At 51.6% G+C, this 26,717-nt stretch carries 14 protein-coding genes; 8 read left to right on the forward strand and 6 right to left on the reverse strand.

Going from position 1 to position 26,717, the window contains the following annotated elements; translation table 11 throughout:
• Positions 1-29 precede the first annotated feature (29 nt).
• The 8 genes from C4H11_RS07750 to C4H11_RS07790 all read left to right on the forward strand — a co-directional run bounded on the left by C4H11_RS07750 (position 30) and on the right by C4H11_RS07790 (position 18,285).
• Positions 30-1,340: an NCS2 family permease gene (locus C4H11_RS07750; protein ID WP_106041145.1), complete on the forward strand. Its 1,311-nt coding sequence runs from the start codon at positions 30-32 to the stop codon at positions 1,338-1,340.
• Between the two features lie 1,380 nt (positions 1,341-2,720).
• A complete protein-coding gene (locus C4H11_RS07760; RefSeq protein WP_106041147.1) occupies positions 2,721-3,827 on the forward strand; it encodes a FecR family protein in 1,107 nt (368 codons plus the stop codon).
• A 212-nt stretch (positions 3,828-4,039) separates the two neighbouring features.
• Complete coding sequence (locus tag C4H11_RS07765) at positions 4,040-7,300, forward strand: TonB-dependent receptor (protein WP_106041148.1); 3,261 nt, start codon at positions 4,040-4,042, stop codon at positions 7,298-7,300.
• A gap of 24 nt (positions 7,301-7,324) precedes the next feature.
• Positions 7,325-8,959 carry a RagB/SusD family nutrient uptake outer membrane protein gene (locus C4H11_RS07770; protein WP_106041149.1) on the forward strand — a complete coding sequence of 545 codons (1,635 nt, stop codon included), beginning with the start codon at positions 7,325-7,327 and terminating at the stop codon, positions 8,957-8,959.
• Positions 8,960-9,028: 69 nt separating this feature from the next.
• Positions 9,029-10,507, forward strand: a complete 1,479-nt coding sequence (locus C4H11_RS07775; RefSeq protein WP_164996518.1) for a DUF6057 family protein — start codon at positions 9,029-9,031, stop codon at positions 10,505-10,507.
• A 24-nt stretch (positions 10,508-10,531) separates the two neighbouring features.
• Positions 10,532-11,992 carry a TolB family protein gene (locus tag C4H11_RS07780; RefSeq protein WP_106041150.1) on the forward strand — a complete coding sequence of 487 codons (1,461 nt, stop codon included), beginning with the start codon at positions 10,532-10,534 and terminating at the stop codon, positions 11,990-11,992.
• 18 nt (positions 11,993-12,010) lie between these two features.
• Entirely contained in the window at positions 12,011-13,993 is a 1,983-nt protein-coding gene (locus tag C4H11_RS07785) for a family 20 glycosylhydrolase (protein WP_106041151.1), read from the forward strand.
• 266 nt (positions 13,994-14,259) lie between these two features.
• A complete protein-coding gene (locus C4H11_RS07790; protein ID WP_106041152.1) occupies positions 14,260-18,285 on the forward strand; it encodes a glycoside hydrolase family 2 TIM barrel-domain containing protein in 4,026 nt (1,341 codons plus the stop codon).
• A 248-nt stretch (positions 18,286-18,533) separates the two neighbouring features.
• Here C4H11_RS07790 and metK read toward each other — a convergent pair whose 3' ends face one another.
• From metK to metG, 6 genes are all read right to left on the reverse strand, one after another.
• A complete protein-coding gene (gene metK, locus C4H11_RS07795; RefSeq protein WP_106041153.1) occupies positions 18,534-19,829 on the reverse strand; it encodes a methionine adenosyltransferase in 1,296 nt (431 codons plus the stop codon).
• A 313-nt stretch (positions 19,830-20,142) separates the two neighbouring features.
• Positions 20,143-21,057 carry a glycosyltransferase family 2 protein gene (locus C4H11_RS07800; protein ID WP_106041154.1) on the reverse strand — a complete coding sequence of 305 codons (915 nt, stop codon included), beginning with the start codon at positions 21,055-21,057 and terminating at the stop codon, positions 20,143-20,145.
• Positions 21,058-21,087: 30 nt separating this feature from the next.
• The gene (locus C4H11_RS07805; protein WP_106041155.1) at positions 21,088-21,999 is read right to left on the reverse strand and encodes a glycosyltransferase family 2 protein; all 912 of its coding nucleotides are present in this window, start codon (positions 21,997-21,999) and stop codon (positions 21,088-21,090) included.
• On the reverse strand, positions 21,996-22,910 hold the full coding sequence (locus tag C4H11_RS07810) for a beta-1,6-N-acetylglucosaminyltransferase (protein ID WP_106041156.1): 915 nt from the start codon (positions 22,908-22,910) through the stop codon (positions 21,996-21,998). Before C4H11_RS07810 ends, C4H11_RS07805 begins: the two co-directional genes overlap by 4 nt.
• The gene (locus C4H11_RS07815; RefSeq protein WP_106041157.1) at positions 22,907-24,352 is read right to left on the reverse strand and encodes a lipopolysaccharide biosynthesis protein; all 1,446 of its coding nucleotides are present in this window, start codon (positions 24,350-24,352) and stop codon (positions 22,907-22,909) included. Before C4H11_RS07815 ends, C4H11_RS07810 begins: the two co-directional genes overlap by 4 nt.
• Positions 24,353-24,588: 236 nt before the next feature.
• Positions 24,589-26,631, reverse strand: a complete 2,043-nt coding sequence (gene metG / locus C4H11_RS07825; protein WP_106043238.1) for a methionine--tRNA ligase — start codon at positions 26,629-26,631, stop codon at positions 24,589-24,591.
• Positions 26,632-26,717: the final 86 nt, after the last annotated feature.

Consider the following 26,717-nt stretch of genomic DNA (forward strand, 5'->3'; position numbering starts at 1 on the left):
CGAATATCCATTGTTTAAAACGAATGACTATGTTGGAAAAACTTTTTAAACTGAAAGAAAATCATACCACTGTCCGCACCGAGTTGATTGCGGGCGTCATCACATTCCTCACCATGTCCTACATTCTGGTGGTGAATCCCAATATCTTGGGCGAGACGGGCATGGACAAAGCCGCACTTTTCACGGCAACGGCGGTGGCCAGTGTGTTGGGCACGCTGTTCATGGCTTTCATCCCCAATCTTCCCATCGCTCAGGCTCCGGGTATGGGGTTGAACAGTTTCTTTGCTTTCTCCGTGGTGTTGGGATTGGGATATTCTTGGCAGATGGCACTGACGGCCGTCTTCATAGAGGGTATCATCTTCTTGGTGCTGACCCTGTTCAACGTGCGCGAGCTGATTGTGCAGACCATTCCGCAGACCATCAAAGAGGCTATTCCGGTGGGCATCGGGCTGTTCATCACGCTGATTGGCCTGAAAAACGGGGGATTGGTGGTTGCCAACCCGAATACGATGGTTTCTTTGGGCGATATGGCCGACAAGAATGTATGGGTGGCGCTTATCGGTCTGGTGGTGACCGCCGTGCTGTATATAAGAAATGTATACGGTTCTTTCTTCATCGGTATCGTGGTGGCTACGGCGTGTGCGGCACTTTTCGGATTGGTGCACCTGCCCGAAGGAAGCATCTTCTCACTTCCTCCCGACATTTCGCCCATCTTCCTGCAATTCAGCTTTGACAAGATTTTCTCGCTCGATATGCTGATTATCGTCTTTACGTTCCTTTTCGTCAACCTGTTCGATACCATCGGCACGCTGCTGGGCGTGGCCAGCAAGGCAGGCCTGATTGACAAGAACGGTAATTTCCCCCAGATAAAGAAGGCTCTCTTTGCCGATGCGTTGGGAACTACTTTCGGCGCCATCACCGGAACGAGTACGGTGACTTCTTACGTGGAGAGTGCATCGGGCGTGGCTGCAGGCGGACGCACCGGACTGACAGCCGTGTCTACGGCGGTGATGTTCGCTTTGGCTCTGTTCTTGGCTCCGCTCTTCCTGATGGTGCCTGCGGCGGCCACTTCTCCGGCGCTCATCATCGTGGGCTTGTTCATGATTTCTTCCGTCGTGAAAATCAATTTCGACGATATGGGCGAGGCGCTCCCTGCTTTCCTCACCATCACGATGATGCCGTTTACGTTCAGCATTGCCCACGGCATCGTGTTCGGTATGCTGTCTTATGTCATCATCAAGACGTTTAGCGGGAAGTTCAAACACATATCAGTCACGATGTGGGTTATCTTCGCGTTGCTGCTGCTCAAGCTGGTGCTTGAGGGCATGCACATACTTTAAAGGGAATTCGGAGGATGTTTCGGCGCTGCCGGAACACCTCTTTATGATTATTTTCAGGCGCGGATTTCGCAGATCTCACGGATGCCGTTTGACAGGCACTGTGTTGTTTCGCGAATCCCGCGCCTGATTTTTTTGTCTGTTTTGAAGTGTTTCCGTTTCTGTCCGAGATTTGTTTTTCTGCTCTTACTGAAGTATTTATTCTTGACATCATTCGGCACTCTCTCCATTGCTTCCGAACCTTGCTCAAAACATGTTCTGACGAGGGTGCTCCTCCCACACCGAGAAACGAGGGGTTCCTCACCGAGGAACGACGTCTTCCTCGGTGTCGAAGGCATCGTTCCTCGGTGAGGAAGAAAACGAATGTCGGCGAAAATCTGCTCAAACATCCTTTTTTTATCAATTTATCTATACATCAGATGCGCCTATCAAAGGGTGTCGACGGTTTAGAGTGCCGGAAGAAGTATTTATTGCATAATGTTGCCCAATAGCACGTAGATAGAGGAAAAGGGGGAGAACTCCATTTGTCTGGTGAGGCGATGAGCTACTCTTTGATAACTATTTAGTTATATACATAGAAATGATTTTTGCATTATTTTACAATAAAAATTACATCAGCAAGAGCTTTATAGCTATTCTTTTTGAATGTAAAGTTAATTTCTTTCAATGATTTCTCTTTAAATTGATTCAAATAATTATTGATTTTAGGTTCAATTAGAGAAAATGCTCTTTTTATTTTCAGGAATAAATTGTGCAATCCATCCTCGATGAATAAATTTGGCCTCTAAATATTGCGGCTCTGGGAACTTGTAATCCAAATATTTTGTTTCAGTAAAAAGCATAACAATCTCAATGTTATGCAAAAATACTAATATTTGTGGGAATAAGGATACTATTCTTTATTTCTTTTGAAAAAGGAATTGCGCTATTCTTAAAACGATATGCGCTTAAATATTGACTCTGTTTTTGTTTGGTTTCTTCGTTAAGCGAATGGCAGTGTTTCCGAACGGACTTGCAGCCGACTGTCTGCCGGATTGCAGTCGGCAAGCAGTTCGGGAAGTGCGAAAAAGAGGGATAATAGGCAGTAATTTAGTGAGTTATCCTATATACTCTCCCTCGCGCGCGTAATAGAGAAGAGAAGAAAAGAACAGAAAAGAGAAGAATAGAAAATACCTCTTCCTCTTTGAGGTTCCGCACCGTATGCATCGCAACGTGAGGGTACGGCGAGTACGAGGTGTGGGATTGCAGACGGTGAAGTGTGGAGTTACGGATGATGAAGTGTGGGGATTGAAGAACATGAATGAGGTTATAGAGATTTTTTCTGCTTGCAGTAAGGGTTCTTCCCGTTTCATGTGTCATATATAACAAAAGCAAGACGAAAACATGAAGCAACATATACCTTGGGACTTGATAATAGCCTGCCTGAGCCGCAAAGAAAATGAGGAGCAGGCACGGGAGCTGGAGCAGTGGACTGCTCTGCCGGAGAATCGGGCCCTCTACCAACAACTGTCTCGATTATGGGCCGGCATCCAAAAAGAAACCGGGACATATACCCCCGACAAAGAGTATTATTGGCGGAAGTTGCAGGCACGCATGCACGAGGAGAAGGCGTTAGACGTTAGAGGGGAGAGGTTAGACGTTAGGAAAATGCAGGGGCGTGCACGCAAGGCAGAGGCTCTTTCCGCATATAATACGAAAACAACGGCAGAGAACCGTAAAAGTCGGAAGCAGTCGGGAATGTCTTTCTTTCTGCGCTACGTGGCGGCAGCTTCCATTGTATTGGCAGTGATAACGGGAGGCATTGCTTATTATACAATGCGGGAAGCCCGGAACATGACGGCACAGGAAGTAAAGTTCGTCAATTTGAACGGAAAGTCGCAAGTGTTGCTTGCCGACGGCACTAAAGTATGGCTTCACAACAACACTTCGCTGAACTACCGTCGCCGGTCTTTCGGTGGCAATCGTGAAGTGAGTCTGGACGGAGAGGCCTTCTTTGATGTGTCTCACGATGCCCGGCATCCCTTTGTGGTGCAGATGGACGGGGTGAAACTGACCGTTTACGGAACAAAGTTCAACATCCGCAACATGGAGGAGCAAAGCAAAGTGCAGATAAGCCTCATCGAGGGTTCTGTGGGACTGGAAACCTCGCGCGAAAACCGCAAGATGCACCCGGGTGAGACAGCCCTTTTCGACAGGCAGACAAACACCCTGCAAATAGAAAGCGGAGATGTGAACTTCGATTGCCTTTGGGCACAGAAACAGATTGTGTTCAACCAAAAAACATTGGGATATATCTCCAGATACCTGTCCAAGTGGTACAACGTAGAGATAGAGCTGGCGCCCGAACTGACGGACAAGTATCTGTACACCTTTACTCTGCGCGACGAGCCGCTGGAAGAAATCATGAGGCTGATAGCGCGCATCAATCCCGTCCACTATCAGTTTGACGAGAATAACAAACTGCTGATAACCGCCGGTAAAGCAAAATAAACGATATTATCGACCAATAATGTTTAACCTTAAAAAATACAAGATGCCTATGAGTTGACACGGAAAAAGAAAAACAGAAGGTACCATCCTTATCAGACAGTACCTTCATCACGAAAACCTTAAAATTAACCCGGGCCGGAGAGGAAGGAAAACCGCAACTTTTCCTTATCCAGCATAGAGGCCCCAACAGTTAACTTCTAATTAACAAAGATATGAATAAAAAACTGTGTTTATTAATTTCTCTATTATTATTGAGCTTTCTCAATGTCTTTTCACAGACGGGAAAAGCCGAAAAAACGATTTCCATTCAATTCTCTAACCTATCTCTACAAACAGCCCTGAACAGATTTGAACAAGCGTCGGGCTATACGTTTTTCTATGACGCCGAACAAGTGAACTTGCAGCAAACCGTCAGTATGAACGTGAAGCAGGCCACCGTCAGCAAAGCTGTGACAGAATTGCTGAAGAACACAGGTCTCGGTTTCGAGATTTCCAACCTGCAAATCACTCTTTTCAATAAAAAAGAGCCCGCCCGGCAACAGAAGAAAGAGGTGCGGGTGACGGGTGTCGTCTCGGACGATACCGGCGAACCGGTCATCGGTGCCAACGTGTTGGTGCAAGGCACTACCATCGGTGCCATCACCGACCTTGACGGACGCTACATGCTGAATGTGCCCGCAGGCTCCACGCTGATTATCTCCTACATAGGCTACACCAACAGCCAAGTCAAGGTGAATGCGGCCGGCAACTATGACATCCGCCTGAAAGAAGACACCGAGATGCTGCACGAGGTGGTGGTTGTAGGCTATGGCACGCAGAAGAAATCCAACCTGACAGGCTCTGTAGCATCTATCAACGCAGATGCTTTGGAAAGTCGTGCGGTGGCAAGCGTATCTGCGGCATTGGCCGGCACAATGCCCGGTGTGACAACTATACAGAACTCCGGTGCTCCCGGTGCACAATCGGGTAGCATCACCATTCGCGGAAAGAACTCGATTAATGCCGCCAGTCCGCTGGTGATAGTAGACGGAGTGCCGGGAAGCATGAACAACATCGATCCCAGTGACATTGAATCGGTATCCGTTCTGAAAGATGCTGCCTCATCAGCCATCTACGGTGTGCAGGCAGCCAATGGTGTAATCTTGATTACTACAAAAAAAGGTAAGGTAGGACAAAGAGCACGCGTAAATTACTCGGGCACGGTGTCTTGGGCAAGCCCCACGGCACGTCTTCAGTTCTTGGGAGCGGCCGATTATGCCACGTTATATAATGAGGCGGTGAAGAACGAAAACCCCAATGACCCTTACCCCTTCTCGGAAGAAGATATCCGGAAGTTCCGCGACGGCTCCGACCCCATCGGACACCCCGACACCGACTGGTACAACGAGGTGATGAAAAAAAGCGCACTTGAAACGCAGCACAGTATCTCCGTATCGGGCGGAACGGACAAAACATCGTACATGGCCTCGTTGGCCTATCTGTATCAAGACGGTTTGTCGCAAGATAAAAACTATGAACGATATAACGGACGTATCAATCTCGACTCACAGATTACCAACTGGTTGGCATGGGGGCTGAATACTTCGGCCTACCGTGGCATTGACAACGATGGATTCGTGACGTTTAACCAACTGATGCACCATGTAATCCGCATACCGCCCACTGATCCTATACGGGACAAAGATGGTAATTTCGTTCATCCCGGAAAAGACAATCCGGTGGCCGAACAAGGTAGAACCGGTATAGACCGCACATTGAACCAGCAACTGAATGCCACCGCATACCTGACGCTTACACCCTTGAAGGGGCTTAGCATCAAGGGCGTCTACTCTCTCAGACACGACTACCGCGACCGTCGCCGCTTTAAGAAAGACTACAGCTATGGCGGCCAGAGTTCAGGCAAGCGCGAAGGTTATCACCATTACTACAATTGGAACTGGTATACCTCTCAACTGCTCGTAAACTACAACAAGAGCTTCGGTAAGCACTCGTTGGGCTTACTGGGCGGTGTGGAGCAAGTGGAATATACTTACAGATATACGGAAACCAGCCGTACGGGCGGCGGAAACGATGCCTTGCCCGAATCGTTAAACACGCTGGACGCTTCCTCGCAAAAGAATAGCGATGGCGGTCACGAAATTGCCCGTCTGTCATACTTCGGCCGTCTGCAATACGACTACGAGAACAAATATCTGTTTGAAGCCAACATCCGTTCCGATGCCTCGTCACGCTTCCCCAAAGAAAACCGCTGGGGCGTGTTCCCTGCTTTCTCCGCCGGATGGCGTTTGTCGGAAGAAGCCTTCATCAAGGACAACGCGGAGTGGATAAACAACCTGAAGTTGCGTCTTGGTTGGGGTAAGACCGGTAACGAAGAGCTGAAGAACACCGACATCTATCCCTCTGTGGGCACGTATGCCTACAACAAAACCATGTTCGACCATACGCTCTATGCCACTACCTACGAGTCGCGTTACGTCAATCCTAACCTGAAGTGGGCTACCGTGACCAACTACGAGTTGGGTCTGGAAGCCGGATTCCTGAACAACATGCTGGGTTTCGAGCTGTCGCTCTACAAGAAGCGCACCAACGACATGCTGCTCTACCTGCCCATATTGGGGGTGATAGGGATGAATGCCCCCGCACAGAATGCCGGCAGCGTTGAAAACAAGGGGTTCGACTTGAGCATCTTCCACAATAACCAAGTGAACAAGGACTTCAGATACAGCGTAAACTTCAATGTGGCATACGTGAAGAATGAAATTACTGACATGAGTGGCACAGAAGGAGTTGATCCCGACAACGACAAATACTGGCGTCTGGAAGGCCATCCCATCGGTTCGTTCTACGGCTACGTGGCAAACGGATACTTCAACACGGAAGATGATTTGAAGAACTATCCCAAACGCACGGGATCTGAAAAACTTGGCGACATCAAATACAAGGATTTGGATGGCAACAAGAAGATTGATTCGGCCGACCGTCAAGTAATCGGACAGAACTTCCCCAGCTGGACGGCGGGACTTAACCTTGCCGCTACCTACAAGGATTTCGACTTCTCCATGCTGTGGCAGGGAGCGTTCGATGTAGACGCCTACTATACGATGGAAGCCGCCTACTCGTTCTTCAACAGCGGAAAGGTGTTGAAAAGACATTTGGATCGTTGGACGCCCCAAAACCACAATGCTACGTACCCGCGTTTGACTCTCGGCTCGAAGATAAACTACTCCACGTCGTCATTCTGGCTGCAAGACGCATCGTACGTGCGCCTGAAGAACATCTCGTTGGGATATAACCTGCCCAAACGCTTCTTGGACAAGATTGGGTTCGAGCGCGTAAAGCTATATGTGGCCGGTGAGAACCTGCTTACGTTCTCCGGTTTGGAAGGCTTAGATCCCGAATCACCATCAGATACGCGCGGTAATTTCTACTCCAATGTGAAGAAAGTGACCGTCGGACTGAAAATGACATTCTAAATCCTTAAAATCATTCTTGAAATTATGAAAATAAGAAACATATTATATGCAATAGCATTTACGATGCCGGTACTGACGTCCTGCGTCGACTTGGAACGTTATCCATTAGAGGAACTTTCAGACAACAGTTATTGGAAAGCGCCTAAAGATGCTGAAATGGCGGTATCTGACCTCTATAGGTCATTGCCTTACTGGGACGTGGACGACGCCATCAACTCGGATGATGCGGTGCATGGTATTAAATGGGCTGCAGGAAACGTCTCTATAGGTATCTATGACCCGTCGGACTTCAGTTGGTCGGATAACTATGCTGCCATACGTAAGGCCAATACAGTCTTTGCCAAGATAGACAATATAGTCAACTATGACACTGCCGAGAAGAACAAGGTGCTGGGACAAGCCCACTTCTTCAGAGCATTCCAATACTTCACCTTGATACAGCAGTTTGGAGATGTACCCTACACCGACTCGCCGCTTGCTTTAGCCGACCAAGCCGATGTGAAGCGTATGCCTCGTGATGAAGTGTATACCAAGATGATGGCTGACTTCGACAAGGCCATAGAATATCTGCCCAAAAGCTGGCCTGCGGCAGACTACGGCCGCATTACCAAAGGAGCGGCCATGGCCATGAAAGCGAGAGCGGCTCTCTATTACAGCCAATGGAACGTAGCGGCAGAATATGCCAAGAAAGTTATGGATTTGGGCGAGTATGCGTTATACGACAAAGAGAATACCGGAAAATATCAGGAACTGTTCTGGGAGAAAGCCGACGGCTGCGAAGAATTCATTTTGGTAAGACAGTTCAAGGAGTCGGAAAACAGTTGGTTTCTGATTGGCTGGGAAGCTTTCCCCACCAAAGGATGGGGAGGTATTGACCCAACGCAGAGTCTTGTAGATGCTTTTGAAGATATAGAAGGGGCACCGATAGCAAAGTCAAAAATCTATAACGAGAAGAAGCCTTTCGAAAACAGAGACCCGCGTTTGGAGGTAAATGTGTTGCACGATGGTGAATCAATGTATGGCGTAAATATAAAGGTAGCTCCCTTGAAATCTTCGGGAGTGACGGGTATTGGCCAGCACGGTGACGCTACTGCCACGGGCTACTATCAACAGAAATGGCTTGATCCTTCTATCGAACCCTCTTCACAGGGATGGGATATGGGCAAAGACGCTGTCTTGATCCGTTATGCAGAGATGTTGCTTACGTATGCCGAGGCACAGAATGAGTTGTCTCCACTTGACCCCACTGCATTTGATGCTGTGAACCAAGTAAGAAAGCGTGTGGGCATGCCGGATTTACAGAATAAGGATGCAAGTAAACCAACGTATTGCGGCACACAAGATGCCCTACGTCAGCGCATCCGCAACGAGTGGCGTGTAGAGTTTGCCCTCGAAGGAGGCAAACGCCAATGGGACATCCGTCGTTGGGGAATTGCCAAAGAGGTGTTGAACGCTCCGTTCTTGGGACTGAAATATAAGTTGGTAGATTCTTCGAGTGCCGTGGATGGAGACGGGGGAAAGATTTGCATCCTTTATGAAGGAGAAAATATCAAACTTACGGGTAGCAAATACGAGGATCACAATTATCTGTATCCCATTCCGCAATCCGAACGTGACTTGAACTCCAATCTGACTCAAAACCTCGGTTATCCGAACTAAGAAAACCGTGAATGTAACAACTGGGGTGTCCGGAAACACTCGGGACACCCCTATAATTCAATATTCCTGATGATGAGGTTTTTAAAGTATATCGTATTTGCCACACTTTTCATAGCCTATTTTTTGTGTTATCAAGGAGCATTGTCGCATGTGATTATCTATCATGAGCAACATCATCTTTTTCTTTTCTCTTCGGCATATTTCCACCGTACCGTTCTGTCGGAGGGTTTCTTGTCGTATGCCACTAATTTCTTCATACAGTTTTTCTTTCATCCCACATGGGGAAGCGCCCTTTTGGCCTTTCTTTTGGCAGGAGTTTACTATCTCACCGACCGTTTGTACCGAATTGTCTTCAAATCTGAAGACCTGATGAACTTGGCGGTGATTCCTTCGCTTGCCCTCTTCCTTCATACCATGTCTGTAGACCACACTTTGAACATCGTAACAGGAAGTTTCTTCGCCTTATTGCTGGCCAACATGCTGCTATCCGTTGCCGGGCGGTTCGTAAACATTAATCCGGCGATTGTTCGTTTTCTGCCCAAGCGCAAGGCCATAAGCATCGGCATTGTGTGCCTCTTTTTGGCGCTTTATACGGCAGGCGGTTACTATTATTTCATAAAACAGTATAACGTTAGCGAACGTATCATGCTCCGTACCGACCAGTTTGCAAAGGCAAAACAATGGGACAAGGTGATGGAGTATACCGAAAACTATCTGCGCAGAGGCAGAAGCAACCAATTAATCTCTTATTACCACAACATGGCCTTATATCACGCCGGGCAAATGCCTTACCGATTGTTCGATTATCCGCAGGCCTTGGGAGTAAAAGGCCTGTACTTCCCGTGGAATGCCAACAGCAGGGAGAGTGAATACGGACACGTGCTTTACGAAGAACTGGGCCACCTGAACGAAGCTCACCGATGGGAGTTCGAGGCAATGGTGGTATGGGGCGAGACTGCTCCGCATCTGCTCAACTTGGCACGCTACAACCTTGCGGTTCAGCGTCCCCAGGTGGCGCAACGTTTCATCAATGTGCTTAAGCAATCCTTGTTTTACAGTGATGCCGCCTGCTCATTGGAGCAGCAGTCAAAGGAGGCATCCGATGAATTACCCTACAACGCATTGATCGGAGTGAACGATGTTCCGGCACGCTTCTCGAATGTCGTCAACATAGGTCCGGAACTGAACTATCTGTGTGAGAAAGATACGGCCAACCGGATGGCTTTCGAGTATCTGATGAGTCACTTGCTGTTGAGCAACCATGTAGAAAAATTTGCCAAGTCGCTGAAATACATATGCAACTTCTCTTACCCTGAACTGCCCCGGATTTATGAAGAAGCTCTGTATGTATATGAATTGGGAGTTCCCGAAGAGGAGTTCGCTAAAGTAGGCTTTCGCGTAAGCGAAGAAACAAAGCGTCGATTTGAACGCTACTATCACTTGGCCGAAAAGAATCAGATGAATGAACTGCAACGGGAATTCGGTAATACGTATTGGTTTTACCTGAATTACATCAGTCCCTACGGCAATAAGGTTCTCACAAATTGATAATGCAGTAATACAGGTTTATCCATGAAAAACTTTTTCCTACATATCTATATCATAGGTTCTCTCTTCCTGCTCGGAGGATGCGCACGCCATCATAAGCCCGACGCTTATCGCGAGGCTGTTCCTCAGATATATCCCGACTATACGAATGTTGTGTTTCCATGCAATATCGCTCCTCCGAACTTTGTCATAAAAGAAGACGGAACGGCTTATCAGGCGGAAATAGGATACGGTGCGGCCGTTAAGATGATTATAAGCAATGATGAGCCTACCATCAGGATTCCGGCAAAGCAATGGAAACAATTATTACAAGAAGCCAAAGGGGAGGATATATTTTTCCGTATCAGTGTGCTGCAAGGTGAGAAATGGACGGGCTATGCAGACATCGTCAACCGGATTTCAACTCACCCTATCGACCCCTGTCTGGTTTACCGGCTTCTCTACCCCGGCTATGAATTATGGAATGAAATGGGAATTTATCAACGCGACCTGACTTCTCATGAGCAAACTCCCGTTGTGGAGAATCGCGATTTCGGGAGACAATGCGTCAACTGCCACTCTTTCTCTCGGCATTCGCCCGACAACATGATGATGCATATTCGGGGTAAAGACGGAGGAACACTGATTTACAAGAACGGTAAGGTTGAAAAAACAAACCTGAAACCGGAGGGATTCAAGAACGGAGCGACTTATCCCTCGTGGAATCCCGACGGTCGCTATTTGGCTTTTTCCATGAATGAGGTACAACAGTTTTTCCACTCCGCCGGAAAGAAAATGGTAGAAGTCTCCGACTTGGAATCCGATATTGTCATCTATGACACCGAAACGAATCGGATATTCACCGATTCGCTGGTATACACGAAAGCGTATATGGAAACATTCCCGACTTGGAGTCCTGATGGGGAGAACCTTTACTTTTGCAGAGCGAAGGCTTATCGGAAAAATACTTCTTTAGACAGCATCCGCTACGACTTGTATCGCATCCGATTTGACAAGAAACAAGAAAGGCTGTATGATTTGGAATGTGTGTATGAAGCCTCTTCGATAGGCAAGTCGGTATCTCATCCGCGTATCTCTCCGAACGGCAAATACCTGATGTTTACTCAATCCGATTACGGCAATTTCTCCATCTGGCATGCGGAAAGCGACTTGTTTTTGTTGGAGCTGGAAACCAAGCAAGTCCGGGCATTGGACGAAGTGAACAGCAACGACGTGGACAGTTATCATACTTGGTCTTCGTCAGGATATTGGTTTGTCTTCAGCAGCAAGCGGTTGGACACACTATGGGCACGCCTTTTCTTCGCGGCTTTCGACCCTGAAACAGGACGGGCAGGCAAACCTTTTCTCCTGCCGCAAGAAGATCCTGAATTTTACAACACATGTACCTATACATTCAATGTTCCCGAACTGATTACTGCTCCCATAAACACTCAGCGGCAATTGTTGGACGGTACGCAAAAGAGAGCGAAAACAGTCAATAACTAACATAACAATTTATTAACCATGCTTACCTTAAAAAATACCCGATTATTGCTGGCTGTAGCAATCTTGTGCATTTCCTTTTCCGCTTTACGGGCGGAAAACAATCCCAAGCCTTTCACCATTCCCGAACTGAAAGAGTGGAAGGGAGGCAAAGGACATTTTGAGTTGAACGGAGAAACCTCGATAATCTTCGATAGAAAACAGCCTGAAGCCGAGAAAGTGGCGAAGCTGTTTGCCGAGGACTGCCGGCTGATGTTCGGATTCGCCCCGAAGGTGAATGCCGATGGTGGGAAAAAAAGTGGTATACGCTTCAGCCTGTCATCGAAATCCGACTTGGGCGAAGAGGGTTATCGCATACGGATAGGCCAAGGCATAGAAGTGTCGGCTTCGCATGCGAAAGGGCTGTATTGGGCTACTCGCACCCTACTTCAAATAGCCGAACAGGACGAACAGCGCCGGCTGCCTAAAGGTACAATAACGGATTCGCCCGATTATTCGGTTCGAGGATTCATGATGGACTGCGGGCGTAAGTTCATACCACTCTCTTACCTCCAAGACTTGGTCAAAGTGATGGCCTATTACAAGATGAACGTGCTGCAAGTGCACCTTAACGACAACGGCTTCAAAGAGTACTTCGACAACGATTGGAACAAGACTTACGCCGCTTTCCGTTTGGAGAGCGACACATATCCCGGTCTGACCTCAAGAGACGGGCACTACAGCAAAGAAGAGTTTATCGCTTTTCAGGAAGAGGCACAGAAACTGGGGGTCGAAATCATACCCGAAATAGATGTGCCGGCACATGCGTTGGCGTTTACTCATTACAAGCCGTACATTGGAAGCAAGGAGTATGGAATGGATCATCTGGATCTGTTCAATCCGGAAACTTATACGTTTGTCGATGCGCTGTTCAAAGAATATTTGGAAGGAGAAAAGTCCGTGTTCAGAGGGCCGCGTATACACATCGGCACGGACGAGTATTCCAACAAAGACAAAGCTGTGGTGGAACGGTTCAGGGCTTTTACCGACCACTACATCAGATATGTGGAGAGCTTCGGCAAGCAGGCCGTTATTTGGGGATCGCTGACGCATGCCAAAGGCAGCACCCCGGTGAAAGTAGACAATGTTATTATGGATGCTTGGTCTAATGATTATGCCAATCCGCTTGAGATGCTCGACTTGGGCTACAAATTAGTCAGTATTCCCGATGGACTGACGTATATCGTACCTGCTGCCGGATACTATTACGACTACTTGAATACGAAGCGCTTGTATGAGAGCTGGACACCGGCGCAAATCAATTCCGTAAAGATAGAGGAGCGTCATCCGAATTTGCTTGGGGGCATGTTTGCCGTATGGAACGACCATGTGGGGAACGGTATTTCGGTGCAAGATATTCACCATCGCACGTATCCGGCTTTGCAAACATTGGCTGTCAAGATGTGGACGGGCGAAAACATTTCTTGGTCTTACGATGATTTTGAAGAAAAGAGGCTGGCGTTGAGAGAAGCTCCGGGAGTAAACCGGCTGGGGCGTATCGGTTCGACGAAAGGATTGGTGTACGAACTCTCCGAACTGAAACCGGGCTTTACCACCCCTTATCGCGAAATAGGATACGGTTATCGTGTTTCCTTCGATGTGGAAGGACGCGAAGAGTCGAAAGGAGCCGTGCTGTTCCGCTCGCCCGATGCCGAATTCTACCTTGCCGACCCAATAAGTGGAATGATGGGCTTTGCGCGCGATGGTTATCTCAATACTTTCAACTACCGGGTGATGCCGGGCGAGAAGGTTTCCATCTCCATCGAGGGAGATAATAAATCGACTCGCCTGTATGTAAACGGCAAGTTGCGGGAAGAACTCAACATCCTGCGCCGCGATTTCGTACAAGACGACAGTCAGAAAACAAAGAAGATGTACTACGTACGTACGCTGGTGTTCCCGCTCAAAGAGGCCGGAACGTTCAACAGCATCGTCCGTAACCTGAAAGTATATAATGTAATCTGAGCCCGATATAAAGATGGAATAGAGATGAAAAGAAGGACACTCGCCGGTAGTTTTTGATGCGGCTGAAATGACTTCCCAAAGACGTGATGCATGACTTCCCAAAGGCATGACGCACGACTTCCCAAAGGCATGACGCACGACTTCCCAAAGGCACGGGCGGCGACTAACGTTAGTGAGAGCAGCTCTTCTTTTTCTGTCGAAATCGGGTTATATTGCAAGTGATGTAAGAACTCTTAATATTCGATTAAAACAATTATTATTATCGTATGAGAAAGCCACTTATTATCTTTTTATTGTGTGAAATGTTCGTCTCGACCGCATTTGCCGTGCGAGACAGTCTGCGCGGATTTCAGTACGCGTCCGTTCAATCGCCCGACGGAAAGGAATGGGAGTCGCCCGAACGGCTGGCGCTGAACAAGGAACAGCCTCGCGCTTATTTCTTTTCCTTTGCCGACGTCAGCTCCGCACGGAAAGTATTGCCCGAGCATAGCGCTTATTGGATGAGCCTCAACGGTGATTGGAAATTCAAATGGGTGCCCAATCCCGATGAACGACCGAAAGACTTCCAACGTACGGACTACGATGTGTCGGCTTGGGACGATATCTACGTGCCTTCGAGCTGGAACATCTACGGCATCCGGAAAGACGGAACTCAGAAATACGGAACACCCATCTACGTGAACCAGCCCGTCATCTTCCAGCATAAGGTGGCGGTGGACGACTGGCGCGGAGGAGTGATGCGCACGCCGCCTGCCCACTGGACTACCTACAAGCATCGCAACGAAGTGGGGTCTTACCGCCGCGATTTCACGTTGCCCGCCGGATGGAACGGCCGCGAAGTCTTCATCGACTTCGACGGGGTGGACTCTTTCTTTTATCTCTGGATAAACGGACAATACGTCGGCTTCTCCAAGAACTCGCGAAACACGGCGAGCTTCAACATCACTCCCTACCTCGTAACCGGAAAGAACACCGTGGCCGTGGCTGTTTATCGCAGTTCGGACGCTTCTTTCCTCGAGTCGCAAGACATGTTCCGCCTGCCGGGCATCTTCCGCACGGTGGCGCTTACCTCGGTTCCTAAACTGCATGTGCGCGATTTGGTGGCTACACCCGACCTAAACTCCTCTTTTGAGGAAGGTACGCTCGCCATCAAGGCCGACATCCGCAACCTCGACAAGAAAGAGGCTAAAGGATGCAGCATGGTCTATTCGCTCTATGCCGACAAGCTTTATTCAGACGAGAATACGCCGGTGACAGGCGCCACAGCCGTTGCTGCCGTGATGCCTGTGGGTAAAGACGGCATCGTCACCAGCCAAACCACACTGACGCTGCCCAGACCTTTGCTGTGGTCGGCAGAGGCTCCTCACCGCTACACGCTGGTGGGCGAACTGAAAGACAGGAAAGGGCGCACCATAGAAACCGTTTCTGCCTATGTGGGATTCCGTAAGGTGGAAATCAAGGACACCCCTGCCTCGGAAGACGAGTTCGGACTGGCCGGACGTTATTACTACATCAACGGAAAGACCGTGAAACTGAAGGGCGTGAACCGCCACGAGACCAATCCCGCACTGGGACATGCCATCACCCGCGAACAGATGGAGCGGGAAGTGATGCTGATGAAACGCGCCAACATCAACCACGTGCGCAACTCGCACTATCCCGACGACCCTTACTGGTACTATCTTTGCGACAAGTACGGCATCTATCTCGAAGACGAGGCCAATCTGGAGTCGCACGAATATTATTACGGCAAAGCGTCCCTGTCTCACCCCATAGAGTGGGAAAAAGCGCATGTGGCACGCGTGATGGAAATGGTACACAGTCATGTCAACCATCCCTCCATCGTCATTTGGTCGCTGGGCAACGAGGCCGGGCCGGGCAAGAACTTCGTGACTGCCTACAATGCACTGAAAGCTTTCGACCTCTCTCGGCCGGTGCAATACGAGCGCAACAACGACATCGTGGACATGGGCTCCAATCAATATCCGTCCATCGCTTGGACGCGCGAGGCCGTGAAAGGGAAGTACGGCATCAAATATCCTTTCCACATCTCGGAGTATGCACACTCCATGGGCAATGCCGTGGGCAATCTGGTGGATTATTGGGAAGCCATTGAGTCGACCAACTTCTTCTGCGGAGGAGCCATCTGGGACTGGGTAGACCAAGCCATGTATAACTACACCCCCGAAGGCAAACGATACTTGGCCTACGGCGGCGACTTCGGCGACACGCCCAACGACGGACAGTTCGTGATGAACGGCATCGTGTTTGCCGACCTCGAACCCAAACCTCAGTACTATGAAGTGAAGAAGGTGTATCAGCACATCGCCGTGCAAGCCAAAGACATACGCAAGGGCAGCTTCGAAATCTTCAATAAATACTACTTCAAAGACTTGAACGACTATGAAGTGCGCTGGTCGCTCTACGAGAACGGTAGCGAAGTGCAAAGCGGAACACTGCCCGCCGCCCGTATCGCCCCGCGCAGCCGGGCGCTCGTACAGATTCCTTATAATTACGAGGCGTTGAAGCCCGCTGCCGAGTATTTCGTGAAGATGCAGTTCTGCCTGAAAGACAAGAAACCTTGGGCGGAAAAGGGCTATGCAACGGCCGAAGAGCAATTCCTCCTGAAGCCCGCGAGCAACCTGCCGGGCATCGCCACCCTGACCGATAATGCCGGAAACCTGCTGATAGACAAAACGGACGCACGCTTCACCGACATCCGTGGCAAGGAGTTCGACGCACGCTTCGACATGCAGACCGGAACCATCTATAGCCTGAAATACAAAGGCGAGACGCTTATAGCCGATGGAAACGGGCCGAAGCTCGACGCCTTCCGTGCTTTCGTCAACAACGACAACTGGGTATATGCCGGATGGTTCGAAAACGGTCTGCACAACTTGCGGCACAAAGCCGTGCGCGCCACTACCCTGCAACGTCCCGACGGCGCCGTGGTACTGGCCTTCACTGTAGAGTCGCAAGCGCCGAACGCCGCACGCATTCTTGGCGGAACATCCAGCGGCAGGAACACAATTGAGGAACTGACCGACCGCGCATTCGGCGAGAACGACTTCAAGTTCACGACCAATCAGGTATGGACGGTCTATCGCGACGGCTCGATAGAGCTGCAGGCAGGCATCACGTCCAACCGTCCCAAGCTGATATTGCCGCGCTTGGGCTACGTGATGAAACTTCCGCAGAAGTACGATAACTTCACCTACTACGGACGCGGGCCCGTCGAGAACTACCCCGACCGCAAAACAGGACAGTTCATCGAACTCTATCGCAGCACGGTGGAAAAAGAGTTCGCCAACTTCCCCAAGCCGCAGGATATGGCCAATCATGAAGAGGTGCGCTGGTGTGCGTTGACCGATGCCGCAGGCGCAGGGGCACAATTCATTGCCACCGGCGGCAAGATGTCCGTGGCGCCGCTGCAACACACGGCTGTCGAAATGACGCTGGCAGGACATCCCTATCAGCTTCCGGAGACGACAGGCACTTATCTGCACCTCGACCTCGGCGTCACAGGCTTGGGCGGCAACAGTTGCGGACAAGGCGGACCGCTGGAGCCGGACAGAGTACTGGCAGGCCCGCATTCGTTCGGCTTCATCATCCGTCCGGCAGCAAAGAACCTGACGGAAGCGGCACAGGTAAGCGGCAACGGCACCCTCCCCTTGAGCATCGTGCGCAACGAGGCGGGCGAGGTGAGCTTCTTGTCCTTGAACCCCGAAGCCGAAATCTGCTACACCTTGGGGAAAGAGAAGAAAGCAAGAACCTACAACGCCCCCATCCCCATGCGCGAAGGCGGCAGTGTGACGGCATGGTTCAAGTCCACCCCCGACATCAAAGCGTCGCAGACCTTCGGCAAGATAGAGAAAGTGCAAGCCGAGGTAATAAACGCCAGCAGTGAGGAGACCGATGGCGAAGAGGCCACGAACCTGACCGACGGGGACGCCGCGACCATCTGGCACACCATGTACTCCGTCACCCTGGCCAAGTATCCGCATTGGGTGGATTTAGACGCTAAAGACGTGAAACTCGTCAAAAGCATCACTTACCTGCCCCGACAGGACAGCGACAACGGCAACGTGAAGGACTACCGCATCCAGGTGAGCACCGACGGCAAGACTTGGAGCGACCCCGTGGCCGAAGGCAGCTTCGAGAGAAACCGGAAAGAGAAAACCGTGCGCTTCGACAAACCCGTCAAGGCGCGCTACATCCGCTTCACCGCCTTGAGCGAGCAACAAGGACATGATTATGCGTCGGGAGCCGAAATAGGCATCTTGGCCGAATAAGAAAGGAGAATCGAACAGAGATGAAAAGGGGGTGTGAGAGCTCTCTCTTTATGAAGAATACCCCTGCCACAGATAGTTGTAGCAGGGGTAAATCTTTCTATTCAGGTATCATGACACCTCTCTTTACTTGGCATCAATAAGGTCTATATACTCGTCACTTAAAGAGCGTATCTGATTGAGACATTACAGTCAACAGCCTCTCTATGATTTTTGTAGAAAGGCTTGTGTCCCGTCCTTCTTCGCAGCGTCTACACCAGGCCGAATGCCGCCTTCACCTTATCCACATAGTCCAGCTTCTCCCAAGTGAAGAGTTCCACTTCCACCTCCTTGTCGCCCTCGTAGCGGCTCTGGAAGCGTTTGACGATGGTTTGCGGTTCGCGCCCCATGTGCCCGTAGGCGGCAGTTTCCTGATAGATGGGATTGCGTAGCTTGAGGCGGTCTTCGATAGCCTTCGGACGGAGGTCGAACAGTTCGTCTATTTTCCGGGCAATCTCACCGTCGCTCATGTGGACGTGGCTGCGTCCGTAGGTATCCACGAAGATGTTGATGGGGCGTGCCACACCGATGGCGTAAGACACTTGCACCAACATCTCGTCCGCCACGCCGGCAGCCACCAGGTTCTTGGCAATGTGCCGTGCCGCGTACGCCGCGCTGCGATCCACCTTCGAGGGGTCTTTCCCCGAGAAAGCGCCGCCGCCGTGAGCACCCTTACCCCCATACGTGTCCACGATGATTTTGCGCCCCGTCAGCCCGGTATCTCCGTGAGGCCCGCCGATGACAAACTTCCCGGTAGGATTGACGTGGTACGTGATGCGGTCATTGAACAGAGCCAGCACTTTCTCGGCACGGATGGAAGCGATGACGCGCGGCATCAGCACCTCGATGACGTCCTTGCGGATAACGGCCAGCATCTCTTCGTCGGCTTTCAGCTGTGCGGCTTCGCTGCCGTCGGCGGGGCTGACAAAGTCGTCATGCTGCGTGGAGACCACAATGGTGTCGATGCGGACGGGTGTCCCGTTGTCGTCATACTCTATGGTCACTTGGCTCTTGGCGTCGGGGCGGAGGTAGGTCATCACCCTGCCTTCGCGGCGGATGTCGGCCAGCACTTGCAGGATGCGGTGTGCCAGGTCGAGCGAGAGCGGCATGTAATTCTCCGTTTCGTTGGTGGCATAGCCGAACATCATTCCCTGGTCTCCGGCGCCCTGCTCCATGGGGTCTTGCCTTTCCACGCCGCGGTTGATGTCGGGGCTTTGCTCATGGATGGCGCTCAGCACGCCGCACGAGTTGCTCTCGAACATGTATTCGCCTTTGGTGTATCCAATCTTCTTAATCACTTCGCGTGCGATGAGTTGGAGGTCAACGTACGCTTTTGTCTTCACCTCTCCGGCCAGCACCACCTGTCCGGTAGTGACCAGCGTTTCGCAAGCTACTTTCGAGTTGGGGTCGTAAGCCAACAGTTTGTCAAGCACAGCGTCCGATATCTGATCGGCCACTTTGTCGGGATGTCCTTCTGACACCGATTCGGATGTGAATAAATAGCCCATTTCTTCAAAGATAATTGATGGTTAATAAAACAGATGTTTCAATGAAGAAGCGGAAAGGGAGATGAGCAGAGACGCGTCCGGCACGAAGCCGTCAGAAAAGGATGTGTTTTTAGCATTTTTTTCTGTGGTTGCAAGCTACTCAAATCTTTCCACATTTCATTTTGTGGGGGCAAAAGTAATGGTTTATTCCGGAACTCCCGCCTTTTTCGCACAGTATTAACATTCTATAAACAACCATACATCTCCATCGGCCTACTCTGCCCGTCTTCTTATCTCTCCCCCTCCCCCATAGGGAGGGGAGGGGGGAAAGGCTTTAGACACCGAAGTCGCCTTTCAGCGTACGTTTGATTCTTCGCAACGCTTTTGCCCAAAAGAAGTTGGTGCGACGATAGTAGCGGGCAAAGATGCGCCGTGCCTCGGCGTTTTCTGTCACTGGGCTGATTTTTACCACCGGAAGCGGCTCCGGCCAAAGCGAGGCGTCGTACAGGCCGCCGCCTCCACAATGGGTGCCGCTGCCGTCGAACCCTTTGTTCTGCACCAGCGATCTGCCGGTATTCAACGAAAGGATATCCGCCAGGAACAGGCTGGCGTTCCAGCGGATGGCCCATGAGTTGTTTTTCCCCTCGGTCTGCCGGCGTAGCATGCGGGTGAAGCCGTACGTGCCGTCGAAGTCGAAGGTGCGGGTCAGGCCTCTGTCTTCGAGTTGCTTCAGCAAGGCTTTTCCGTCGGGGTTGAAGTGTTGCCAGGCGCGCTTCCACGTGGCCCAGCCCCAGCTTCCCGTCCATTTAATGAGGAAAGTGGCGGGAAGGGAGGGGTCTTGGGTGAAGTCGCAGGCTTGGATATGCCCCACGCGCGGCTCATCTTCGTAGGCGCAGAGGGCATCGTTCATGAAGCGCAGAAAGCAGGGGGATACCATCAGGTCGTCTTCCAGCACAATGACCCTCCCGTGGCGGTTCACTTGTTCGGTGACGCCGGCTATCACGTTGGCCGCCAATCCTTGGTTCTCGGTGTGCTCTATCACCTCGACGGAGCGGAAGCCGGCAAGGGTGTGCAGGTAGCGACGCACTTCGTCCACCGCCGCTTGGTCGGCGGTGTTGCGAGCGGCGTCGGAATAGACGAACAGACGGCTGCGGGCGGCCTCTTCATTAGTCAGCAGGCTCTTTATCAACTGCCGGGTATGGGCAGGACGGTTGTAAGTGAAGAGCAGGATAGGGGCGTAATCTTTCATGACTTTGTTTCTTTACTTGGTTCTAAATTATCATATATACCATGTACCGCATCGTTTGTTCAGCTTGCGATAGCCGATGACCTTGCCTGTCCGGCCGAATACGCTTGCCGTGATGCGGAGATAGGCGACGGCATCTTTCAGATTTCCTTGCAGCAATGCTTTAAACGTTTTCTTGATGCCCGCCGCCACTCCATAGGCAAATGCCTTGGGAAAAGAGTATTGCACGTTAGCATACTCGGACAACAGATAAACTTCCTCCGAATATAGGAAGGCTTTGCGAGCCACGGGCCGGTATTCCCGGTCGTGGCATCCTTGTACGTAAGGCGAATACCCTATCCGGTAACCGCAACGGTGTAAACGGTTGACGTAGTCCACGTCTTCGCCATAGTGTCGGAAGAGGGGGCAGAATCCGCCCACTTGCTTCAATACGGAAACAGGAATAAACCAGAATGCCGCATTGACGAAAGGCACTTCTATGGGAGGACAAAGGGACTTGTCTTTCGCACGATAGGTCTTCAACTCCGCCGAAGGGCTTAGTCCTGCATAACCGGCGAAACCTTTCTCCAACTTATCGCCCGCACCGGTCAGATGGGTGGGCGACAAGATGCCATATTGGGGGTATTTACCGCTAAGCGCGCTCAATGTGCCGAGCGTTTCGGCATCTATCCACGCGTCTTGGTTCAGTAGGAAAACAGCCTCGTAGCCCTCTTCCAACGCCATTCTCATACCGAGGTTGTTGGCACGGCCGAAGCCGAGGTTCTCCTGGCTCTGGATGAGGCGGACTTCCGGATAGCGGCTTTCGATGAGCTGTACGGTACGATCTTGCGAGGCGTTGTCTATCACCACCACATCCGCTTGCAGCGAAGATTGGCGCAGACTGCCCAGGCAACGGTCCAGCCAACGCTCGAAGTTATAGGCTGCTATAATGGTCAGTATTTTCATGAGGTTTCGGCTTTTCGTTCTGTTTCGATGGTTTCTATGAGGGCGTCCGACTTTCCGCTCACCACTTTCCGGCAGAACATCTTGCCCGACAGCTTCAGTGCAGGCAGGTCTTCCGGAGTCATGGTCTTGATGGATTGGCCGTATACGATATAATGCAGGGGCGTCAGTGCGTGGAGTCCGGCGTATCTGCCTTCGTACAGCAAGGCGCGGGCGGCAAAGGGAGAGTTGAACACAAGGGTCTGTACGCATAGCTCGCTGGGGACGAAGCTTGTCTTGAAGTAGCGGGTCATCTCCTTTTCAGTGCAGAGCTTCTCGTAGACATAGCGGGCGCAAGGCAGGGTGATGGCCCAATAGTCGGAGCCGAAAAACACATCCGCTTCTTTGCCGCCAAGCTTTACGAAGGGGCGCTTCCTGAACGGAAGCAACTGCATCAGGTGGCGTGAGGCTACGATGAGCTTGTTCCGCAACCACCGACTTCCGATGTTCAGGTCGCGGAAGAAGTGGTAGTAGATGATTTTGGCTATCTGCTGCTTGTCGGCAGAGCGGGTCAGGTTCATTGCCACGATGAACTCCGTCTCCTTGTGCCCGTCAAAGTAGCTGTGTATCTCGGTGTTGGGCCACAGAGGATAGTCTTGCCCGCTGAGGCAGACGACGCGGCCATAAGCGATGCCGCTGTGCAGCACGGCGGACAGCAGTTCCTTCTGATATTCCACCTGCCCCCAGCCTCCCCAGCTCACCCGATGCCGGGGCACAAAGGTCGTCTTGTCTTTCAGCAACTCCTTGAAAGGGCGGATGTCCGCATTCCGGTCGATGTGTATGTAGAAATCGGCGTCACCGGCCAGGGCATCTACCAGACGACGTAAGTGCGGCGCGTCTTTATAGGCGGATATGATGTAGGCGATGCGGCTCATGGCTTCTTCTTTTTTAAGAGGAACTCGACGCTCTCTTTGAAGATGACGGATTGCAGCTTCCATAAGGTCAGGGCATAGAGGCCGGCCACAAACACCACTTTCGTAATCAGGCTCAGGTAGAGGTTTTCGATGGGGCGGGCGATGTAACAGGCGGCTGTGACGAGGGCGGCGGATAAGAGCAAATAAGGAGAGAGATCTTTCAGCATATCGCCGGCCTTCAACCCGATTTCTCTTCTCACAAACCCGAACCAGACAAACAGCCAGCCGATGTTGATGCCAACGAAGACGCGCAACATCCATTCCAGTCCGAAGGGATACATGGCGCATACGGCCACCAGTTGCAATACACTCAGGCAGATGGTATTCCACATGTAGATGGAAGAGTGTCCGCGGCTGATAACCAGGTTCGAGAATAAGTTTATAACAGGAATGAATGCGCCCCAGATGCAGAGAATCTGCATGATGTAAACGCTGCCGAGCCATTTCTCGGTAACGGCAATCACAATCAGCTCTCTTGCTATCAGGCTTAATCCGAACATGGCGGGAAAGGAGACGAAGGCCGTGAAGCGGAGCAGCTTACGGAACACAGCCAGTTGACGGGGCTTGTCGTCGGTCACGCGGGTGAAGACGGGTTGCGCAATGCCGTTTATCATGCCAGTGATGGTGTTGTGTCCCATTCCGTTCCATTTGTTTGCCTGCGTGAAGTTGCCGACTTCCCGTTCGGAATAGAACCTGCCCAGCAGGACGGATAACAGGTTGTTGTTGATGATTGTGAAGACGTTCGTTACAATCATCTTGCTGCTGAATCCTATCATCTCCCTGATGGGAGTGAAGTCTAACTGAAGTGTGGGGTGCCAACGGGAGAAGTAGAAGTTGAGTATCGTCACCATCGTTACAAAGGCGATGGATTGCAAGGCGATGCCCCAATAAGCGAATCCGTTGGCGGCCAGTATGATTCCGACGACTCCCGAGACGCACAGCGCGGAAAGAGAGACAACGGTGGTTTCTTTGATCTTCAGGTTCCTGAAGAGGTAGGCACGCGGTGCAATGCTCAGGCTGGAAATGACAAAACCCAGGAATGAAAGCCGGGAAAGGGGAACCAATTCCGGTGTCTTGTAGAAGTCCGCAATGAGCGGGGCGGCGAAGAAGAGCAGCACATAAAGCGTGGTGCCGCACAGGGTGCTGAACCAGAACACGGCGTTATAATCCTTGTGAGAGACCTCCTTCCGGTTGGTCAGCGCCGAGATGAAACCTCCCTCCTGCAAGGCGGCCGCAATGGCGGAGAAAATGGTGAGCATGCCCACCATGCCGTAGTCCGAAACATCCAGCAGACGGGCCAGGACAATCCCGAAGACCAGATTCAGCAACTGTTGCATCCCGTTGCTGAAGCCTCCCCACAACAGTCCTTTGGCTGTCTTCTCTTTGAGTGATGTCTCGTTCATGCCGTTTTTGCTTTCTTATTCTTCCATCATTTTCAGAATAGAGATTGCCGCCTCGTTCAATTTTGAGAAAGCGAACACCTTTTTCCCTAAATCCTTAAGCGATGCGCCGATGTGATACACTTCATGATTATCTATGACGAGGAAACGATCGTGGCTGTTTCTATCTTCTGTCTCCCTTCGTTACCCACATGTTCCAAAATGGAACATGTGGTTTCTTTCATGGATAATTTATTTCTTTACCTCACCTCGCTTCCCGGCTTCACCTCCCGCAGCAGCGACGTCACGGCCAAAGCGCCGTCGTAGTTCTCGGCGGAGAGAATCATGCCTTCGCTCACCAGTCCGTTCTTGAACTGGCGGGGGGCAAGGTTGGCGATGAACAACACCTGTTTGCCCACCAGCTCTTCGGGTTGGTAGTGCTCGGCAATGCCGCTGACGATGGTGCGGTTCTCCAGTCCGTCGGCAATCTTGAACTTCAGCAGCTTCTTCATCTTGGGCACGGCTTCGCACTCCAGCACCGTGCCCACGCGGATGTCCAGCTTCTCGAACTCCTCGAAGGCGATGGTCGGCTTGATGGGATTAGCCTTGTAGTCAGCCGCCTCGTTGGCCTTCTTGGTGGCCAGCAGCTTGTCTACCTGCGCTTGGATGACGTCATCCTCTATCTTCTCGAACAGCAGTTCGGGGGTGCCCAGCCGGTGTCCGGCGGGCAGCAGGTCGGTGTGTCCCAGCTCGCTCCAGTCGAAGCTGTCCTTGTTCAGCATCTTGCGCAGCTTTTCGCTGCTGAAGGGCAGGAACGGCTCGAAGGCGATGGCCAGGTTGGCCGTCAGCTGCAAGGCGATGTTCAGGATGGTGGCCACCCGCTCCATGTCCGTCTTGGCCAGTTTCCAAGGCTCGGTGTCCGCCAGATACTTGTTGCCGATGCGGGCCAGGTTCATGGCCTCTTTCTGTGCGTCGCGGAACTTGAATGCGTCCAGCAGTTGTTCCACTTGCGTCTTGACGTCGGCAAACTCTTTCAGCGTTTCGCGGTCATAGTCGGTCAGCGTGCCTGCGGCGGGAACCGTGCCGTCGAAGTATTTCCGGGTCAGTTGCAGGGCGCGGTTCACGAAGTTGCCATATACGGCCACCAGCTCGTTGTTGTTGCGTGCCTGGAAGTCTTTCCATGTGAAGTCGTTGTCTTTCGTCTCCGGAGCGTTGGCGGTAAGTACATAGCGCAGCACGTCCTGCTTGCCGGGGAAGTCGGCCAGATACTCGTGCAGCCATACGGCCCAGTTGCGCGAGGTGGAAATCTTGTCGCCCTCCAGGTTCAGGAACTCGTTGCTCGGCACGTTGTCGGGCAAGATGAAGCTGCCCTCCGCCTTCAGCATGGCGGGGAAGACGATGCAGTGGAACACGATGTTGTCTTTGCCGATGAAGTGGATGAGCCGTGTTTCGGGGTCTTTCCACCACTTCTCCCAAGAGTCCGGCAGCAGCTCTTTGGTGTTGCTGATGTAGCCGATGGGGGCGTCGAACCACACGTACAGCACCTTGCCCTCGGCGCCTGCTACCGGCACGGGGATGCCCCAGTCCAGGTCGCGGCTCACGGCGCGCGGCTGCAGCCCCATGTCGAGCCAGCTCTTGCACTGGCCGTAGACGTTGGGGCGCCACTCCTTGTGCTCCTCCAGAATCCATTGTCGCAGCCACGCCTCGTGCTTGTCCAGCGGCAGGTACCAGTGTTTGGTTTCGCGCATCACGGGCTTGCTGCCGCTGATGGCGCTCTTGGGGTTGATCAGCTCCGTGGGGCTGAGGCTGGTGCCGCACTTCTCGCACTGGTCGCCGTAGGCGCCTTCCGAGTGGCAGTGCGGGCATTCGCCGGTGATGTAGCGGTCGGCCAGGAACTGTTTGGCTTCCTCGTCGTAGTACTGCATGCTGCTTTTCTCGACGAACTCGCCTTTGTCGTACAGCTTGCGGAAGAAGTCCGAGGCCGTATCGTGGTGTATCTTCGAGGTGGTGCGGCTGTACACGTCGAACGAGATGCCGAAGTCCTCGAACGACTGCTTGATGAGGGCGTGATAGCGGTCTACCACGTCTTGCGGCGTGACGCCCTCTTTCCGGGCCCGGATGGTGATGGGCACTCCGTGCTCGTCGCTTCCGCCGATGAAGACGACGTCTTCTTTCTTCAGCCGCAGGTAGCGGACGTAGATGTCGGCGGGCACATAGACGCCCGCCAGGTGGCCGATGTGCACCGGCCCGTTGGCATACGGCAAGGCGGACGTCACCGTGGTGCGTTTGAATTTCTTTTCCATATATTTGTGTATCTCTTTTGTTATGAACATTTTTAGTGCGACAAAGATAGCTGTTTTCTGATAAAATATGCATATTATCTACGTAA

It is taken from the genome of Bacteroides zoogleoformans (genome assembly GCF_002998435.1).
Taxonomy (GTDB): Bacteria; Bacteroidota; Bacteroidia; order Bacteroidales; family Bacteroidaceae; genus Bacteroides; species Bacteroides zoogleoformans.